Genomic DNA, 18,335 nt, shown 5'->3' with positions numbered 1-18,335 from the left:
GTCTTCAGATTAGAAGAGAGGGGCTTGTTTTTTATTACTTATTGTCCTGCACCTGTGAGCGGTTGTGCGTCTTTTGCTTCCGCCGGTAATGTGATCTCGTCGATCTCATTGAATTTCGAGAACGTCGACTCATTCTTCATATTGAATTCGGTCTCTTTTTCAATCGCAAACACCATGTCCATGTCGAGAGACTTCGGATAGAACGTCTTCGCGTCATATGTCATTTTGTAGTTCATCTTTTTATAATCGATGCTATCCATCGCGTCTTTCATCTGTGCCATCTGTCCTGTCTGTTCGAGTGAATCCTTCATGAAGGCTTTCAGATCGTCACCACTCAGCTTAACGTCGATCTGATAGACGTCGCCCTCTTTTTTCGCTGTCCAATTATCTTTGTATTTCTTTAGGAGCTGTAGGTTTTGTTCCGTTGATGCCGATGATTCCATCGCTTCGACCATTTCGCCTAGCTCCGAAACATCTTGAACAATCCATTGTCCGTTTTGTGAGAGATACATTTTATCGTCAACGATGTAACTTTCGATCGTCACGTCTTTCCCGTCTTCAGGATTCTTCATCGTCATCGTCTGCTTCATCGCGAGCGGCTTTTGAATGATGTCAGCTGAAACTTTCTGATCCATCGCCATCTCACCTGCTTTAGAGCTGACCGTTCCTTCCATATGGAACGATTTGATGTCCTCTTGAGCGGCTGTCGCTTTCTTTAATAGCTCTGTGTTCGAGAGTTCCCCCGACTTCGTCGAACCCGATCCGCTACCACTACCTGAATCCGTCTGTCCATCTTGGCATCCGGCAAGTCCAATGGATGCTGCGACAATCCCGGCTGCTACCCACCTTGTTTTCTTCATATTCATTTCCTCCTTTATACGCGTTACCCTGATTTACGAAAAACATTGGAAAATGTTTCAAAGTTTCTTTAGTAGACCATTACCGTTATACTTCAAAACGAACCCTCAAATTTCAAATCTACTATTCTTTTTTTGAAATTTGGTTCAGTGTTCGTGAGATTCCCGCAAAAAAACAGGCTGATGGAAGCTTCCATCAGCCTGTTTCTGGTTCGTTAGATCGTCCGTAAAAGATTCGCCATCTCAATCGCAGAAACCGCAGCTTCATAGCCTTTGTTTCCAGCTTTCGTACCAGCACGTTCGACTGCTTGCTCGATTGAATCCGTCGTCAGGACACCAAAGATGATCGGTACACCTGTGTCGCGCGACGCACTCGCGACACCTTTCGCGACTTCGTTACAGACATAGTCATAGTGCGACGTCGCCCCGCGGATGACAGCACCCAGCGTGATGACTGCGTCATACTTGCCGCTTTTCGCTAATTTTTCCGCGACGAGTGGAATTTCGAATGCTCCCGGGACCCACGCCGTATCGACAGCATCCGCTGCGACACCGTGACGACGGAAAGCGTCGTTTGCTCCTCCGACGAGTTTTGAAGTGATCAATTCGTTAAAACGTGCAGCGACGATTGCGACGCGTAGTCCTTCTCCTGTTAAGAAACCTTCGTAGATCATAATGTGTGTCCTCCTTGGATATCGAGCCAGTGCCCGAGTTTCGTTTGTTTTGTTTTCAGATAACGCTGATTTTCAGGTTCAACCGGTACTTGATGGGGTACACGTTCGATGACTTCGATGCCTTCTTGTTCGAGCACCTGTTGTTTATCCGGGTTGTTCGTCATCAAGCGGATCTTCGTCACGCCGAGATCACGCAACATGTTCGCTGCGACCGTATAATCACGCATGTCAGTCGGATAACCGAGTGCATGGTTCGCTTCGACCGTATCGAGTCCTTGTTCCTGTAACTCGTACGCTTTTAACTTCGCCATCAGACCGATGCCGCGTCCTTCCTGACGTAAATACAAGACGGCTCCCCCTTCTTGTTCAATCCGCTCGAGTGCCGCATCGAGTTGCGGTCCACAATCGCAACGCTTCGAACCGAAGACGTCCCCTGTCAGGCATTCCGAGTGTAGACGGACGAGCATCCCGTCGTGCGCTTCACCGGATAAGACAGCGACATGTTCTTTATCGTCTGGCGTCGTATAGCCAATCATTCGAAAGGCTCCGAACGTCGTCGGAAGCAACACTTCCGCCTCCCGCTTCAACGGTCGCTCAAGATACGCGACGAGTGCTTCGATCGTAATCAGTTTTAAATCATGTTCTTCCTTATAGAGAAGTAGATCATCGACCCGTGCCATCGTGCCGTCTTCCTTAATGATTTCACAGATGACGGCGATCTCATCGCTACCGGCAAGACGGGCAAGATCGACACCCGCTTCCGTATGTCCACGTCGCTCCCGGACACCGCCCTCTTTGGCGATCAATGGGAAGATGTGACCCGGTCGTTTGAAACGTTCCGGTCCATCCGTCAGCATCCGCTGAATCGTTAGCGACCGTTCCTCAGCACTGATGCCGGTCTTTGCTTCTTCATGATCGATGCTGAGCGTAAATGCCGTTCCATGCGGATCTGTATTATTCGCTGTCATCGGAGCAAGTTCGAGTCGCTGTGCGATCCGCGGACTGACTGGTACACAGACGAGTCCTTTTCCGTATGTGATCATGAAGTTGATGTTTTCTGCTGTCGCGTGTTCTGCGAGCATGACGAGATCGCCTTCATTCTCACGATCCTCGTCATCACAGACGATGATCGGTCGTCCTTTTTTCAAATCTTCTATTGCGTCTTCAATCAAGTCGAATCCGTTCATTACATGTCGCCTCCTAAGAATGCTGCCCAGTCCGTCTGCTTCTCATGCTGCGTGAAATGATAGAGATGTTTCGCCATCATGTCACACTCGATATTGACGACTGCGCCGCTTGCCAATCGATCAAACGTCGTCACTTGACGTGAGTGCGGAATCAATGAAATCGAGATCGTTTCCGGCGTGACGCCTTGCAACGTCAGGCTCGTACCGTTGATTGCGATCGAGCCTTTCGGAATACAATACTTTTGCCACGATCCGACATCAAACGTATAGACCATCGCTTCTCCATCCGGTCGCCGACTGATCAGCCGAGCTGTTCCGTCGATATGTCCACTGACGAAATGGCCGCCGAAGCGACCGTCTGCCGGCATCGCCCGTTCGAGTTGCAATGGGCTTCCGACGCGGTACGTGCCGAGGGCTGTTGACCGAATCGTGTCATGGACGGCATCTGCCGTGAAACCGGTCGGACTCATCGACGTGACCGTCAAACAAATCCCATCGACGGCGATGCTATCTCCGATCTTCGTTCCTTCGAGTACCCGGTGCGCCTCAATTTCAAGCGCTAACCCGTTCGGTCGCGGGATCTTTCGTTTTAAGGTTCCGACTTCTTCAATCAATCCGGTGAACATGTTGTCTCCTCCTTTCGGATGTACGTCAGATGGAGATCCGGTCCAACCGTCTCAACCTGGTCGATTTGAAAACGATCTTCGATATCGTGTTGACTATTCCACGCATCGCCTTCAAAAATCGATGGGGCTTGGTAGACTTCGATTCGGTCAACGAGATCTGCCTCAAGGAAAGCGGCTTGAATCGTCGGTCCACCTTCGATCAAAACACTGCGAATGTCTTGTTCGTATAAGCGTTTTAAAATCGCTTCCGGCGTCTCATACTCACCGACGAGCACCGTCACCTGATCGTGACTGATCCGAGGAACACTCGTCAGCCAGTAGGTTGGATTTTTACCATCGCGGAAAACTTGCGCCGTCTCCGGGACCCGACCACGGCGATCGACGATTACCCGAATCGGTTCGATACCTGACGCCGCGCGTAAAGTCAGTGCCGGATCATCGACGAGGACCGTCTCACTGCCGACGAGGATCGCATCATGGCGTCCACGCAGGGCGCGACCATTCGCGCGTGCTTCTTCTGACGTGATCCAGCGCTGTTCACCTGTCGCCGCGATCCCGTTCATCGTCTGAGCGATCTTGACGGTCACGGTCGGGCGTTTTCGTTCGATCGTCTTCCAGAATTCCGTGTAGAGAGCTTCTGCCTCATGGCGTAACAGGCCGACCTCGACTTCGATTCCCGTGTCCTGTAGCCGTTTGATTCCGGAACCAGCGACGATCGCATGTTTGTCCTCCGTTGCGACGAAGACTCGTTTGATTCCTGCTTGTAGAATCGCTTCCGTGCATGGTGGCGTCTTGCCATGATGATTGCATGGCTCGAGCGTCACGTAAAGATCGGCACCGCGGGCGGCTTCTCCTGCCATCCGTAAGGCTTCGACTTCTGCGTGCGGACCACCGGCAAACCGGTGCGCACCGAAGCCGATGATGCGTCCTTGTTTGACGATGACACAGCCGACACTTGGATTCGGACTTGTTTGTCCGTGTAACATTTGTGCTAATTGCATGGCATAACTCATCATCTGTGACATCGCGTTCACTCCTTTCAAATGAAAAAAGACGCCCCTTGAAAAAGGGGCGTCTGTATAGAAGGGTTCACGAAATACACGGTTCGCTCCCAGCATTTTTTCATGCAGAAAGAGACCATCTCCTGAAAACATTTTTTCAGAAAACGGCTTGAATCGTGTCGTTTCGTTCTTCTCCCATCCGGACTTTACCGTCGGCCCTGGAATCTCACCAAGTCAGCCATGATGCGTACATCACAGGTCGCGGGCTCGTCGATCAATCGATCGCATCACCGCCGGTTGGGATTTTCACCCTACCCCGAAGAACTGGATTATTGAGTTATACAATTTTAGCCTAGCATATCTTTTTCAAGAAAACAAAGCGCAAATGCTTCTGTCTTGTCTCTTTTTTGATTTCGCTCCAGTTCTGTCACTCATCACCAATTCGTGATCGACTGCATCTCAAAAACGACCGGAGCACCTGATAGCAGTGCATCCAGTCGTCGTTTTCCGCTTATAAATATCCGTTCTTCCGGTCGTGGAATTCTTGAGCGATCGCCCCGCGCGTCCGTTCATCAGCGAGGACGCGAAGCGCTGTCCGAGCGAGGATTTTCGCCCCCGTGATCAATGCTTCATCTCCAGCTTCTGAACGAGCCGCTTCTTTGAATGCTTCCGTATGCGCGACGAGATCGTCCGGACCTATCTTGATATACGGATGGATCGTCGGAATGACTTGACTGATGTTACCGGCATCCGTCGAACCAAGACCCGGTCGTTCGTCTAAGTGGACCTTTTCACCAAGCGATTCTGCTTCTTCTTGGAACAGACGGTCGAACGTCCGGTTGAAGACGAGGTTATCGACTTCATTTTGGAAGGCGATGACGTCAAGTGTCGCCCCAGTCGCGAGTGCCGCGCCTTGGGCGACGGCTTTGACTTTTTCCGTGACGGCATTCAATCGTTCCCGTGTCGTCGCCCGGATGAAGAAACGTGCTTTTGCGTATTCCGGGATGATGTTCGGCGCATCACCTCCATGCGTGATGATTCCGTGAATCCGGACATCGTCCGGTAATTGCTGACGTAACGCATTGATTCCATTGAAGAGTTGAATGACAGCGTCAAGGGCGTTGATGCCTTCCTCTGGTGACGCCGCTGCGTGTGCCGGACGACCCGTAAAGGCAAAGTCGAGCGGATCGACCGCAAGGGAAGAACCCGTGATCCGTGTTTGTCCCGACGGATGGACCATCAAGGCCGCATCGATCCCTTCCAACAACTGATGTTTGACGAAACTGCCTTTCGCACTACCGTTCGGTCCACCTTCCTCGGCTGGTGTTCCAAGGACAACGACACTCCCGCCGACTTCATCGAGCACTTTACTGAGCGCGATCGCCGCTGCGACGCTCGTCGTGCCGATGATATTATGACCGCACGCGTGACCAATACCCGGCAACGCATCGTATTCAGCAAGAAAGGCAATCGTTGCGCCTGGTCGGTCGCTCGATTTCTTCGCGAAGAACGCGGTATCGTGCCCCGCGACGCCGAGTTCTACTGTAAAACCTTCCGCTGTTAGACGCTCCGCATGGAGCCGCGAAGCAAAGAATTCCTCGTTCCCGATTTCCGGCGTTGCATGAATCCGATGACTTGTCTCAAGATACGATTCCCGTTTTTGTTCGATGTCCTGTTCAATCGTCTCTACCCATGTCGTGCGTACTGGTGTCGTCATACTGTCCACTCTCCTTTTGAAATTATTCGCCGATATCGCTCAGTGGAACGAACGTCGGGATCGTACTGCCTTTATATTCTTTTTTGATGAAGGCCGCGACATCTTTTTGTTGATACAGCGATGCGATTTTTTTCAGTTCTTTTTTGTTCTTGTCTTCCGTCCGTGTCGCGATGATGTTGATGTATGGTTTTGCTGTCTCGTTCTCATGGACGATCGAGTCCTTGATCGGGTTGAAGCCAGCGTCAACGGCAATGCCATTGTTGATGATTGATGCCGCGACGTCCGGTAAGACGCGTGGCGTTTGCCCGGCGACGATCGGAACGATTTTTAGCTTTTTCGGATTCTCGACGATCTTATCGACCGAACCGTTGCCATCGAAGTCGTCCGGTAGCTTGATCAGACCTGCTTCTTGCAGTAACAAGAGGGCGCGTCCCATGTTCGTCGCTTCGTTCGGAACAGCGATTTTTCCGCCAGTTGGAATGTCTTTGACGTCCTTGTATTTATCCGAGTAAATCCCCATCGGTGCGATAACAGTCGTCGCAATCGGCGATAGCTTCAAATTATGTTCTTTCTTGAAAGCGTTGAAGTAGGAAATCGTCTGGAAGGCATTGGCGTCGATCTCGCCCTCAGCCAGTGCCATGTTCGGCTGGACATAATCGGAGAACTTGACGAGCTCGATTTTGATGCCCTCCTTTTCTGCTTTTTTCGCGACATAGTCCCAAACTTGTGTGTCTGAACCGCTGACACCGAGCTTGATCGTCTTTTCGTCTTCTCCTGATGCTGCGCACCCGGCAAATAAAATCGTCGTGAGTGTTGCTCCAATTGCTACTGTTTTTTTCATGGCTGAATCGCTCCCTTGATTAATGTCTTCTAATTTTTCGTGCGACGATGTTGCCTGTCGTCTGTAAGCCTTGGACTAAGATGACGAGAATCCCGACCGTGATGATCATGACTTTCGTGTCGAATCGTTGATAGCCATAGGTGATCGCTAAGTCACCGAGACCACCGCCTCCAATCGCACCTGCCATCGCTGACGCCCCGATCAAGCCGATCGTCGCGATCGTTAAGTTAAGGATGAGTGAACCGAGTGCTTCCGGTAGGAGGAAGCGGAAAATCGTTTGAAACGGTGTCGCGCCCATCGCTTCTGCTGCTTCAAGAACGCCTTTATCGACTTCGAGTAAAGAACTCTCGATCAGACGCGCCATGTATGGTGCAGCGTAAAAGACGAGCGGGACGATTGCGGCTTCTGTTCCGATCGATGTCTGAACGATCAAGCGCGTCAACGGGATGATCGCGACGAGTAAGATGATGAACGGAATCGAACGGAAAATATTGACGATACTGTTGAAGAACGTGAACAGCGGGACATTTTCAAGCAATGCTCCTTTTCGCGTGACGACAAGCAGGATACCGAGTGGTAAGCCGATCAAGGTCGAGAATAAGAGCGAAACGGATACCATCGTCATCGTCTGCAAAAATGCTGTCCAGATATCACTGTAATTAACTAGCATGAGCAAGTACCTCCTCGACCGTCACCTGTGCCTGATTGATGTAGTGTAACGCTCGTTTCACTTCAGTCGGCTCACCAATCAACTCGACGAGTAAGGTGCCGAACGGCGTATCCTGCAACTCCGTGATGCTACCGTGCAAGATGTTGACATCGACGTCAAAGCGTTTCGCAACTTGCGATAAGAGTGGCTGCCCGGTGTGATGTCCGAGGAAATGAATCTTATAGATCGGATTCGCATTCCGGGACTCGATCAACTGGCGAATCGATGCTGGAATCTCGTCGTGCATGACGGAGCGGACGAAGTTCTGTGCTGTCTCGGTCTGCGGGTTTGAAAAGACATCAAAGACCGTTCCTGACTCGATCAGTTTCCCAGCTTCAATGACAGCGACGCGGTCGCAAATTTCCCGAATGACGCCCATCTCGTGGGTGATCAAGAGAATCGTGATCCCGTACTCCGCATTGATACGTTTTAATAACTGGAGAATATGATGTGTCGTCTGGGGATCAAGCGCTGACGTCGCTTCGTCACACAAGAGGACGGAAGGTTGCGTCGCGAGTGCCCGGGCGATACCAACGCGCTGTTTCTGCCCACCCGACAATTGATCCGGATAATGATCCGCCTTGTCCGCGAGATCGACGAATTCGAGTAACTCCGTCACCCGGCGGCGAATTTCGTCTTTCTTGACGCCTGCGAGAACGAGTGGTTTCGCGACATTCGTAAAGACCGTGTTCGCATTCAATAGATTGAAGTGCTGAAAAATCATCCCGATCCGTTGTTTTGCTTGGCGCAATTTTTTCGGAGACAGTTGCGTTAAATCTTCTCCATCGACCGTCACCGTTCCTGACGTCGGTCGTTCTAATAGATTGACACAGCGGAGCAGTGAACTTTTTCCGGCACCGCTAAAGCCGATGACACCAAAGATTTCGCCTTTTTCGATTGTCAGGTCGACACCGTCAAGCGCTGCGATCGACTGATCTTTCGTGACGTACGTTTTTTTGACTTGATGAAATGCAATCATTCCGTTTTCCCCCTTCATTCAACAAAAAAGGTCCCTTCTTGAGAAACAAGAAGAGACCTGGATCCGCACAGTGGCAGAATCCACTCTACTCATCTCTCAGACATCTGTCTGATGGAATTGGCACAGTGCTCATAATGAGTCTGTTGCCGAGGTTTCGTAGGGCCAGTCCCTCCACCTCTCTGGATAAGTATTGCGGTATGAAATTCGTATGTGTGTTGTTGCGTTGTTGCTTATGTCGTAAAACTAATTTTTACATTACGGGTCGAAACTTTAAAAGTCAACCAACTTTGCAAAAATAATCCATTTGGCGCATATCGACGGATGATTAAGTTATGAATTAGCTTAATGAACGGATCATGATTCGTCAAGAACGATTTGACAAGTCATTTTCGAACGTGCTACCATCGTTTCAATGATTATTCCGACAATTCCAATATGATATTTATCAAGAGTGAACGAGAGACCTGGCTCTATGACTTCACGGCAACCTGCAATCTGTAAGGTGCTCCGACCAGCAAAGCGCGGCTTTGGATGATACGGTGAAAAACTCGTGGGCGTCCAAGCAGTGACGTCGACGAGTTTTTTTCATGAATGGAGGAAAAATAGTAATGATGAACTATCCTGTACTGACTGGTGCTGAAGCGTTTTATTTTCAAGGTGGATCGATCGGCATTCTAATCTGTCATGGGTTTAATGCAACACCGCAAAGTGTCCGAGACGTCGGTGAGGCATTCGCTGCTGAAGGTTTTACCGTCTATGCCCCGCGCTTACGTGGACATGGAACGAACGTCCGCGAGTTTGAACAATCGACTGCTCGATGTTGGAAGCAAAGCCTGCAAGACGGCTATGAACGTTTACAAGAAACATGCGATCAAGTCTTCGTCATCGGTCAATCGATGGGTGCGACGCTTGCACTGTCACTCGCCGCTGACGGCATTCCGTTTGCCGGCATCATTACGATCAATGCCGCACTCTCCGTTCCTTCTTACGAAGCACTTTCGTTCGAGGACGGTCCAGAGTATTTACCAGAAGGGGCACCGGACATCAAACGGTCTGCTTTCGAAATCATCTATGACCTCGTTCCAAGTCGTTGTGCGTTCGAACTCGTCCGTCTGATGGATGAGACGAAAGGACGCCTCGGATCGATCCTTCTGCCGACATTAATTCTCTACTCGGCGACCGATCACGTCGTCCCGCCGTCGAGCTCGGATTATCTGCATCAGCACATCGGAACGAATGATAAACGAAGCTACTGTTTACTGAACTCGTACCACGTCGCGACCCTCGATCATGATCAGGATTTGATCGTTCGTGAGACGATCCGTTTTATCGAACGCTCAAGCCGGTTCTCACAGGAAACGGGATAATAAAAAAACAGCTATTCACTTAGAAGCGAATAGCTGTTACATCAAAGGACGACCGCGACCGGTTCGTCTTTTTTAATTTTCTTGGTGCTGCACCGATTGGAGCGGCTTCGGTTTTCCAGGCACCTCATGGCAATGGCGGCACCGTGGCTCATATGATTCTGAAGCGCCAACTAGGATGATCGGATCATCGTAGTTCGCTGGTTTTCCATCAATCAACCGTTGTGTCCGGGAAGCCGGATCACCACATGAAAGACAGATGGCTTGCAGCTTCGTTACGAATTCTGCGCGCGCCAGTAATTCCGGCATCTTGCCAAATGGCTCTGCCCGGAAATCTTGATCAAGGCCTGCACAAATGACGCGTTTTCCGTCTTGTGCAAGTGCTTCGATGACTTGTACGATCTCATCATCAAAGAATTGAACTTCATCGATTCCAACGATTTGTGTTTCCTCTGCTACTGCTGCGTAGAGATCGCGACTCGTCGCCATCGGAATCGCCACGACGGAGTTGCCGATATGAGAGACGACATGCTCTTCATGGTACCGGTCGTCGATTGCCGGCTTGAATACTTGAACGGGCAGTTTGCCGTACTGCGCCCGTCTGACACGACGAATCAACTCTTCCGATTTCCCGGAAAACATACTGCCACAAATTACTTCGATCCAGCCGTACTGATTTATTACATGCATCATCGTCCGACACCGTCCTCTAAAAATAGTCACTTTAACGAGTATAGCCCGAAACGGTATCGAGAAAAAGGGTTGACTTCCGGAAATCAAAATTCATTTTTTCTTTACCTAGAATTTTTGTCCTTTCATTCCAACCGTCCCCTATTTCCTGTACACTGAAGAAGAAGACTCTCACGAAAGAAGGTGTCCCCGATTCATCATCTCTTACATGACATCCTGCACCAATATGGTGCCCTTGGTCTCTCCGTCCTTCTCGCAGGTGGTATCGTGGGATTGCCGGTTCCTGATGAGACCCTGCTCGTCCTGTCCGGTTTTTGGATGCATCAAGGCAATCTACCACTCGTCGGTACGATTCTCGCTGCTTACGCCGGCAGTTGTATCGGGATGACGATCAGCTATTTACTCGGATTAAAACTCGGTATGCCACTATTACACCGCGTCGGACCGAAAATGCGTATCTCAGAAAAACATATTCTTTCCGCTGAAGCCGGATTTCGTCGTTACGGGAAATCGGTCTTGATCATCGGTTACTACATACCTGGTCTCCGCCAACTCTCTGCCTTTTTTGCAGGTGTCTCGAAAATGCCGTTTCGCGTGTTTGCGAGTTATGCGTATACAGGTGCGTTGATTTGGATCAGCGTGTTTTTAGGCGCCGGCTACTTCGTCGGTCGTCATCTCTCGTTCCACAAAGTCATGGACTATATCTTGGCACATCCGGAAGTCATGCCGTATTTAATCGGGATTGCCGGTGGAATCGCCTTCTCCTTCGTCTTGAAGACGTATCTCGCGTATCGTTCACAATTCAGTCTATACAAAAACAGCCTGCTTCCATAATGGAGGCAGGCTGTTTTTTTAAGAACCGACAAGTGATTACTTGCGGCCGTATTTTTTGTTGAAGCGATCGACACGACCATCTGCCGCGTTGAACTTTTGACGACCTGTGTAGAATGGGTGCGAGTCTGAAGACACATCCACACGGATGAGTGGGTACTCGTTACCATCTTCCCAAGTGATCGTTTCGTTCGAAGAACGAGTAGAACCGCTTAAGAATTTGTACTCAGTCGTTGAATCCATAAATACTACTTTGTTGTAGTTAGGGTGAATTCCTTGTTTCATGGTTGATTTCTCTCCTTCCGCCCTGGTTCATTTGCTGAGCCAGAGTAAGTTACCTTCCTATACTAAACGATTTTTTTACGCGTCGCAATAGTTATTTTTCCGTCGTCGTTTCCTTCTTGACGGTACGCGGTTTAGCCGGTGCGCGTCGGACCGTCTTCTTCTTTTCTTTCTCGAGTTCAACGAAAAATTCTTCATTATTTTTCGTATCGCGAATCTTACGCAGGAACGTATCGACGAACTCGTTCGACTCATTCATCGTCCGGCGAATCGTCCAAAGCGCATCGAGTTGCTCTTTTGGAAGCAAGAGTTCTTCCTTCCGTGTACCGGACTTCCGAATGTCAATCGCTGGGAAGATCCGACGCTCTGACAGCTTACGATCAAGATGCAACTCCATGTTGCCCGTCCCTTTGAACTCCTCATAGATGACGTCATCCATGCGTGATCCTGTCTCAACGAGTGCTGTCGCAAGAATCGTTAAACTACCACCGTGTTCGATGTTTCGCGCTGCCCCAAAGAATCGTTTTGGCTTATGGAACGCAGCCGGGTCGATCCCCCCTGAGAGCGTCCGACCGCTTTGCGGTACCGTTAAGTTATAGGCACGTGTCAGACGCGTGATCGAATCCATCAGGATGACGACATCCTTCTTATGTTCGACGAGTCGCATCGCCCGCTCGAGGACAAGCTCAGAAATCCGGACGTGGTTGTCTGGTGTTTCGTCAAACGTCGAGCTGACAACGTCTGCTCCTGGAACCGAGCGCTCAATATCTGTTACTTCCTCAGGACGCTCATCAATCAAGAGAATGATCAGTTCGACATCCGGATGATTCTCCTGAATCGAGTTTGCGATTTCTTTGAGGAGTGATGTCTTCCCTGCTTTTGGCGGTGCGACGATCAAACCACGTTGACCAAACCCAACCGGTGCGATCATATCCATGACACGCACAGATAGATGGCGTGGTTCTGTCTCAAGTCGCATTAGACGATCCGGATAGATCGGTGTCAGTGCCGGGAAAAATAAACGGTTACGGGCAGTATCTGGTGCTTCACCGTTGACGGCTTCCACGCTAAGTAATCCTTGGAATCGTTCGTTTTCCTTCGGTGGACGGACTTTACCTGTGACGACATCACCATTACGTAGATTAAAGCGTCGGATTTGAGATGCTGCGATATAAATATCTTCAGAGGATTGGGAATAATTGATAGGACGAAGGAAGCCAAAGCCACCATCGTTTTGCATTTGTGGGTTGCCAGGGATGACTTCGAGTACCCCTTCGAGGAAATAAAGACCAGTCGATTCAGCCTGTGCTTTTAAAATCTTGAACATCAACTCGCGTTTACGGGCTTCCCGGTATTGTGGGACATTCTTCGTCTTTGCGATTTCATAGAGTTCTTTTAATGTCAGTTGGCTCAATTGAGCCAGTGTATAGGAACGTTCTGGTTTATCTTTTTTATCAGTTGTTGGCATGTTCTTCACCTATTCTTTATAAATTCAACTGCATTCAGCATACTTCCATACATACATCAGGAGGTATGTAATTTTATTCGTGAACTAAAGGTATCATATTTTTTTGAATTCGTCGTTAACAATCCTCTGCGTTTCTTACTTTGTAATATTCAAGGATATTATTTCAGTTATGTTACAAAAGCATCTGTTTTGTCTTCTAACTGAAAAAACGTTTTCAAGTGTGCTCGTGCTAAGATATTCCTGCAGACAAAATTCTTACACAGTTGTAAGGTAGACTGCTTAATCACACACTTAATGATTTCATCATATAACTTACGGACGCAACACACTACATTTAAACGGAGGAATTCTTAACATGAAACGTTTTCTAGCATCGATCGCGACGGCAGCCTTAGTGGTTTCAGGTTTTACATCAGTGGGTACAGGTAAAGTTGAAGCAGCGACAGTCACGAAAGTCAAGATCACGGACAACGGTCTTCGTGTTCGGACAGCACCTTCTACGAAAGCAAGCATCGTCGGGAAAGTCAACGCTGGTCAAGTCTTTACATACAAAGGCAAATCAGGCAGCTGGACAAAAATCTCATACGGCGGTAAAACACGCTATGTCTACTCACAGTACACAAAGACATACAAATCATCTTCTAGCGCTAAAAAATCAACAAGCTCTTCTTCTAAACGGACGAAAATCCTGAACGAAGCAGCAAAACATAAAGGTACACCTTATGTATGGGGCGGAACAACGACTCGTGGATTCGACTGCTCTGGTTTCACAAGCTACGTGTACAAGAAAGCGGCTGGTAAAACATTGCCACGTACGTCTTCTTCACAATATTCTTCTTCTAAGAAAGTCAGCGTTTCAAAAGTACAACCAGGAGATCTTGTCTTCTTCTCACACGGTAGCGGCATTCAGCACGTTGGGATCGCAACAAGCAAGTCAAGCATGGTCAACTCAGAAACAGGTGGCGTTAAATACTCAAGCTTCAAATCAGGGTACTGGGGTTCACGCCTTGTCGGCGCAGGATCTTACCTATAATTCATCATCTCAAAGCGGTTGAGCATTGGCTCGATCGCTTTTTTTATCTCATTCATAAGGAGGAAACAAGATGCATGTCTTAATCACAGGTGCTTCAAGAGGTCTTGGTCGTGAATTCGCTTATCTGCATGCCAAGCAAGGGGATCACGTCCTGCTCGTCGGACGCGATGCGACAGCGCTCTTCGAGACGAAGTTCCATGTCGAGCGACTCGGGGGAACGGCAACCGTCTTTCCGTATGACTTAACGCAGCGGACGCATCGTCTGGCACTGTTTCGGGCAACGGAACAGATTCCGGTCGACTGCGTCATCAACAATGCTGGAATCGGTGTCTTCGGTTCCTTCCTTGAGACCTCGTTTGAAGACGAGTCCCGGATGATTGCTTTAAACATCGAAGCGTTGACACACGTGACGAAGATCTATGCCTCACGGATGAAAGAACAGGGAATCAAAGGACGTATCGTCCATCTCGCGTCAACGGCTGCATTTGAAGGCGGACCATGGCTGAGTGTCTATTACGCGACAAAAGCCTATGTCCTTCATTTCTCGGAAGGCTTGACAGAAGAGCTCGCAGTAGACGGGATTCAAGTGAGCGTCGTCTGTCCGGGCGCGACCCATACCGGCTTCGAATCGGCAGCAAATCTTGATCAATCACGCTTGTTCTTGCGACCAGGCGTCATGGATGCTCCGACGGTTGCGCGCATCGCCTACCGTGGCTATATGAAAGGGAAAACATTCATCGTGCCTGGCTTCGGCAATGCCTGGTATATCTTTTCAACCCGTTTTCTACCGCGTCGGTACGTCACCCGACAAGCAGGAGAAGTCCAGCGTCCGCGGTGATAGTTATAATGTTGATTATTTCAATATTTATGACGTTCATCCTCAACTCCTACAGGAAAAGGAAACGGGTTCAACGTTTCCGTCAGGGTAAGGTAAGACCCAGCATTTCGCATAAGTTGCGAGATGTCGCGGCTTACCTCCCGCCTGAGGAAAGTGAGGATATGAACGTTATCAGTTTTAAACATCATCAAAAAAGAGTTGGCATTCCGGAAATCATCCGCAACGCCAACTCTTTTTATGTGGATTCAGACGTCCTGTTTGAGGAGTCGTCCTGTTTTACTTAATGACAAGCTTAGGTTTCTTCTTGAACGAGTGGATACCCTCGACAAAACGAACCGTTCCTGATTTCGCACGCATGACGACAGAGTGCGTCTGACCGCCTTGCGCCGTGAACTGGACACCTTTCATCAATTCGCTGTCCGTGACGCCTGTCGCAGCAAAGATACAGTCGTCTCCTGCGACGAGATCATCCATCATGAGGATCTTCGACGGATCCTCAATGCCCATCTTCTTGCAACGCTCAATCTCAGCCTCGTCTGCCGGTAACAAACGTCCTTGGAGCTCACCACCGAGACATTTCAAGGCAACGGCAGCAAGAACGCCTTCCGGTGCTCCACCTGAACCGAGCAAGATATCAATCCCTGTATGCGGGAACGCCGTGTTGATCGCACCAGCAACGTCACCGTCACCGATCAAGCGAATCCGTGCCCCTGTTGCCCGAATCCGTTGAATGATCTCTTCGTGACGTTCCCGATCCAGGATCGAGACGACGACGTCTTCGATTTCCTTGTTTTTCGCCTTCGCGACGGCCGCGATGTTTTCTTCGATCGTCGCATCCAGACTGATGTGTCCTGCCGCTTCCGGACCAACTGCGATCTTATCCATGTACATGTCCGGTGCATGGAGTAAATCTCCTGCATCCGCGACCGCGAGGACAGCAAGCGCGCCCCATGTTCCTTTTGCGACGATGTTCGTTCCTTCAAGCGGATCGACAGCGACGTCGAGTCGTGGTCCATACCCATTTCCTAGCTTTTCTCCAATGTAAAGCATCGGTGCTTCATCCATCTCGCCTTCCCCGATGACGACGGTTCCTTTCATCGGAATCGTATCGAAGACGTCACGCATAGCGCTTGTTGCCGCATCATCCGCTTCGTTCTTCAATCCTTTTCCCATCCAACGCGCAGAGGCAAGCGCTGCTGCCTCCGTGACGCGTACAAGTTCCATTGATAGACTTCTCTCCATGTGTATGTCCCCTCTCCCTTGTTACAAATCGGTCAAATCGTTTCACGCCATACGAGGGCGCCCAGTTCCTTCAACTTCTGATCAAATCGTTCGTAACTCTGGTCAAGCACTTCTGCGTGGTGCAACGTCGTCTCCCCTGAAGCGAGAAGTCCCGCCAAGACAAGTGCTGCGCCACCGCGTGGGTCCGGTGCCTCGATTTCCGTACCAAGTAAGGTTTCTCCACCACGAATGATGATTGAGGCGTCTTCATGCGTGATTCGAGCATTCAAGCGTCGTAACTCCTGCACGTGCCGGAAACGTTGCGGGTACAACTTATCGACGACGATACTCGCTCCCTTCGCTTGCAACAACGCTGCCGAGATGACAGGCTGTAAGTCGCTCGGGAATCCACCGTAGTGGAAAACACGAATATCGACCGGCTTCGCCTCCTGAAACGTCGCCGTGACGGAATCATCCGTTACTTCAATCAACGCACCGTACCGTTCGAGTTTTTGGATGACGCTCTCGAGATGAAGCGGAATGACGTTATCGACGGTGACGCGTCCAAGTGCCGCCCCCATCGTCAAGAACGTTCCTGCCTCCATGCGGTCCGGAATCAAGGTATGCCGGCAACCACTTAGTTGCGATACGCCCTTGATTCGAATCTCGTCCGTTCCTGCCCCTTTGACGCTTGCCCCCATGTTCGTCAACATCGTACTGACGTCGATGACTTCCGGGTCATAGGCAGCGTTTTCGATGACAGTCGTTCCTTCAGCGAAGACAGCGACGAGTAACGCACTGATCGTCGCTCCGAAAGACGGAAGATCGAGGTAAATCCGGTTGCCGACGAGACGATCGACGCGCATGTAATGGACGCCTTGCTCGTTACGTACAGAAACACCGAGACGCTCTAGTGCTTTGATGTGTAAATCGATCGGTCGTGGTCCGATGGCATAACCTCCAGGCAGACCGACGACTCCTTGTTTGAATCTGGCTGCCAGAACGCTCATGAGGTAGATCGATCCGCGTAACTTGCGCGTCTCCGCACCAGTCAACGGCATCGATTCGACCCGGCTTGGATCAATCGTCACCATATCGCCTTGACGTGTCACGACCGCGCCGAGCGTCTCCAAAATCTCGATCATCGTCGCGACGTCGCCAATCTCCGGCACGCCTTCCAGAACGACCGTCTGATCCGTCAGGAGGGCTGCAGCAAGACACGGGATGGCGCTTTGCTTCGAACCACTGATTGATACGGTTCCTTCCAGGCGTTGTTGCCCTACGATATGCAAAATGTCCACGTTCCATCAACCTTTCTCTTCGCTACGATTATTGCTGCGTTTTTTCCCAGTCGGCGAGGAACTTTTCAATTCCTTGCGTCGTGAGTGGGTGGTGTGTGAGTGACTCGATGACCGAGAATGGAATCGTCGCGATGTCTGCGCCCGCAAGAGCAGCGTTCGTCACGTGAACCGGATTTCGGACCGACGCCGCGATGATTTGTGTCGGAATATCGTGTACGACGAAAATTTGAGCAATCGTCTCGACGAGCCCCATTCCATCTTGTCCGATATCATCTAGACGACCGAGGAATGGTGATACGTATGTCGCACCAGCACGGGCTGCGAGTAATGCTTGGTTCGGGTTGAAGATCAATGTGACGTTCGTCGTGATCTTCTCTTTTGAAAGTGCTGCGACTGCCTCGAGTCCGGCCGGAGTCATTGGAACCTTAACCGTAATGTTCGGTGCGATCTGGGCAAGTTCCTTCCCTTCGCGAATCATTCCTTCTGCATCAAGCGCGATGACTTCAGCGCTGACAGAGACGTCCCCGACGATTTCACAAATTTCACGAAGTCGTGTATGGAAATCGACGCCTTCCTTAGCGACGAGCGACGGATTCGTCGTGACACCATCTAAAATCCCCATTTTATGTGCTTTCTTGATGTCCTCTACGTTTGCTGTGTCAATGAAAAATCTCATCTTTCTCGTTCCCCTTTCATCCCTTGAAATCGCTTACGAC

Annotated in this window: 19 protein-coding genes and 3 riboswitches; of the genes, 4 read left to right on the top strand and 15 right to left on the bottom strand. The window is 50.0% G+C overall.

Annotation, left to right across the window (positions count from 1 at the left end; translation table 11 throughout):
* Positions 1 to 38: 38 nt before the first annotated feature.
* The 9 genes from AC3B4V_RS14770 to AC3B4V_RS14730 all read right to left on the bottom strand — a co-directional run bounded on the left by AC3B4V_RS14770 (position 39) and on the right by AC3B4V_RS14730 (position 8,591).
* Positions 39 to 860: a DUF6612 family protein gene (locus AC3B4V_RS14770; RefSeq protein ID WP_064299228.1), complete on the bottom strand. Its 822-nt coding sequence runs from the start codon at positions 858 to 860 to the stop codon at positions 39 to 41.
* A gap of 212 nt (positions 861 to 1,072) precedes the next feature.
* Positions 1,073 to 1,531, bottom strand: coding sequence for a 6,7-dimethyl-8-ribityllumazine synthase (gene ribH, locus AC3B4V_RS14765; protein ID WP_035395821.1), 459 nt, complete (start codon positions 1,529 to 1,531; stop codon positions 1,073 to 1,075).
* On the bottom strand, positions 1,528 to 2,718 hold the full coding sequence (gene ribA / locus AC3B4V_RS14760; protein WP_488378794.1) for a GTP cyclohydrolase II: 1,191 nt from the start codon (positions 2,716 to 2,718) through the stop codon (positions 1,528 to 1,530). Before ribA ends, ribH begins: the two co-directional genes overlap by 4 nt.
* Complete coding sequence (gene ribE / locus AC3B4V_RS14755) at positions 2,718 to 3,344, bottom strand: riboflavin synthase (RefSeq protein ID WP_133207847.1); 627 nt, start codon at positions 3,342 to 3,344, stop codon at positions 2,718 to 2,720. The genes ribA and ribE overlap by 1 nt, the downstream gene beginning before the upstream one ends.
* Positions 3,329 to 4,369 (bottom strand): bifunctional diaminohydroxyphosphoribosylaminopyrimidine deaminase/5-amino-6-(5-phosphoribosylamino)uracil reductase RibD, encoded by a 1,041-nt coding sequence (ribD, locus tag AC3B4V_RS14750; RefSeq protein WP_488378793.1) that lies wholly within the window; start codon positions 4,367 to 4,369, stop codon positions 3,329 to 3,331. Before ribD ends, ribE begins: the two co-directional genes overlap by 16 nt.
* A gap of 159 nt (positions 4,370 to 4,528) precedes the next feature.
* A riboswitch (FMN riboswitch) is annotated at positions 4,529 to 4,673 on the bottom strand.
* A gap of 183 nt (positions 4,674 to 4,856) precedes the next feature.
* Positions 4,857 to 6,062 carry a M20 family metallopeptidase gene (locus AC3B4V_RS14745; protein ID WP_214724189.1) on the bottom strand — a complete coding sequence of 402 codons (1,206 nt, stop codon included), beginning with the start codon at positions 6,060 to 6,062 and terminating at the stop codon, positions 4,857 to 4,859.
* A gap of 22 nt (positions 6,063 to 6,084) precedes the next feature.
* Positions 6,085 to 6,903, bottom strand: coding sequence for a MetQ/NlpA family ABC transporter substrate-binding protein (locus AC3B4V_RS14740; protein WP_050676974.1), 819 nt, complete (start codon positions 6,901 to 6,903; stop codon positions 6,085 to 6,087).
* A gap of 19 nt (positions 6,904 to 6,922) precedes the next feature.
* Positions 6,923 to 7,573 (bottom strand): methionine ABC transporter permease, encoded by a 651-nt coding sequence (locus AC3B4V_RS14735; RefSeq protein WP_029342774.1) that lies wholly within the window; start codon positions 7,571 to 7,573, stop codon positions 6,923 to 6,925.
* Complete coding sequence (locus tag AC3B4V_RS14730; protein ID WP_488378792.1) at positions 7,563 to 8,591, bottom strand: methionine ABC transporter ATP-binding protein; 1,029 nt, start codon at positions 8,589 to 8,591, stop codon at positions 7,563 to 7,565. Before AC3B4V_RS14730 ends, AC3B4V_RS14735 begins: the two co-directional genes overlap by 11 nt.
* An 86-nt stretch (positions 8,592 to 8,677) precedes the next feature.
* Positions 8,678 to 8,781, bottom strand: a riboswitch (SAM riboswitch).
* Positions 8,782 to 9,030: 249 nt separating this feature from the next.
* Positions 9,031 to 9,132: riboswitch (SAM riboswitch) on the top strand.
* Positions 9,133 to 9,199: 67 nt separating this feature from the next.
* Here AC3B4V_RS14730 and AC3B4V_RS14725 point away from each other — a divergent pair.
* The gene (locus AC3B4V_RS14725) at positions 9,200 to 9,958 is read left to right on the top strand and encodes an alpha/beta hydrolase (protein WP_488378791.1); all 759 of its coding nucleotides are present in this window, start codon (positions 9,200 to 9,202) and stop codon (positions 9,956 to 9,958) included.
* 72 nt (positions 9,959 to 10,030) lie between these two features.
* Here the strand turns inward: AC3B4V_RS14725 and AC3B4V_RS14720 are convergent, their stop codons facing one another.
* Positions 10,031 to 10,645: a thymidine kinase gene (locus tag AC3B4V_RS14720; protein WP_029342777.1), complete on the bottom strand. Its 615-nt coding sequence runs from the start codon at positions 10,643 to 10,645 to the stop codon at positions 10,031 to 10,033.
* A 183-nt stretch (positions 10,646 to 10,828) separates the two neighbouring features.
* Between AC3B4V_RS14720 and AC3B4V_RS14715 the strand changes: the two genes are divergently transcribed.
* A complete protein-coding gene (locus tag AC3B4V_RS14715; RefSeq protein WP_050676976.1) occupies positions 10,829 to 11,479 on the top strand; it encodes a DedA family protein in 651 nt (216 codons plus the stop codon).
* A 36-nt stretch (positions 11,480 to 11,515) separates the two neighbouring features.
* Here AC3B4V_RS14715 and AC3B4V_RS14710 read toward each other — a convergent pair whose 3' ends face one another.
* Together AC3B4V_RS14710 and rho are read right to left on the bottom strand one after the other, a co-directional pair.
* On the bottom strand, positions 11,516 to 11,761 hold the full coding sequence (locus AC3B4V_RS14710; protein ID WP_023469546.1) for a type B 50S ribosomal protein L31: 246 nt from the start codon (positions 11,759 to 11,761) through the stop codon (positions 11,516 to 11,518).
* 91 nt (positions 11,762 to 11,852) lie between these two features.
* Positions 11,853 to 13,226, bottom strand: coding sequence for a transcription termination factor Rho (gene rho, locus AC3B4V_RS14705; protein ID WP_214771749.1), 1,374 nt, complete (start codon positions 13,224 to 13,226; stop codon positions 11,853 to 11,855).
* Positions 13,227 to 13,581: 355 nt separating this feature from the next.
* Between rho and AC3B4V_RS14700 the strand changes: the two genes are divergently transcribed.
* Both AC3B4V_RS14700 and AC3B4V_RS14695 read left to right on the top strand, forming a co-directional pair.
* A complete protein-coding gene (locus AC3B4V_RS14700; protein ID WP_058704154.1) occupies positions 13,582 to 14,259 on the top strand; it encodes a C40 family peptidase in 678 nt (225 codons plus the stop codon).
* A 70-nt stretch (positions 14,260 to 14,329) separates the two neighbouring features.
* Positions 14,330 to 15,097, top strand: a complete 768-nt coding sequence (locus AC3B4V_RS14695; RefSeq protein WP_488378790.1) for an SDR family NAD(P)-dependent oxidoreductase — start codon at positions 14,330 to 14,332, stop codon at positions 15,095 to 15,097.
* Between the two features lie 276 nt (positions 15,098 to 15,373).
* On the opposite strand, the gene glpX is transcribed toward AC3B4V_RS14695, so the two are convergent.
* The 3 genes from glpX to fsa are packed head-to-tail and all read right to left on the bottom strand — an operon-like array spanning position 15,374 to position 18,295.
* Positions 15,374 to 16,339, bottom strand: a complete 966-nt coding sequence (gene glpX, locus AC3B4V_RS14690; RefSeq protein WP_064299220.1) for a class II fructose-bisphosphatase — start codon at positions 16,337 to 16,339, stop codon at positions 15,374 to 15,376.
* 32 nt (positions 16,340 to 16,371) lie between these two features.
* Complete coding sequence (gene murA, locus AC3B4V_RS14685; protein WP_488378789.1) at positions 16,372 to 17,619, bottom strand: UDP-N-acetylglucosamine 1-carboxyvinyltransferase; 1,248 nt, start codon at positions 17,617 to 17,619, stop codon at positions 16,372 to 16,374.
* A gap of 28 nt (positions 17,620 to 17,647) precedes the next feature.
* The gene (gene fsa, locus AC3B4V_RS14680; protein ID WP_023469552.1) at positions 17,648 to 18,295 is read right to left on the bottom strand and encodes a fructose-6-phosphate aldolase; all 648 of its coding nucleotides are present in this window, start codon (positions 18,293 to 18,295) and stop codon (positions 17,648 to 17,650) included.
* Positions 18,296 to 18,335: the final 40 nt, after the last annotated feature.

It is taken from the genome of Exiguobacterium sp. E17S, assembly GCF_057772545.1.
The sequence above is the reverse complement of the archived record's forward strand: the minus strand, read 5'-3'. Positions and strand labels throughout refer to the sequence as shown.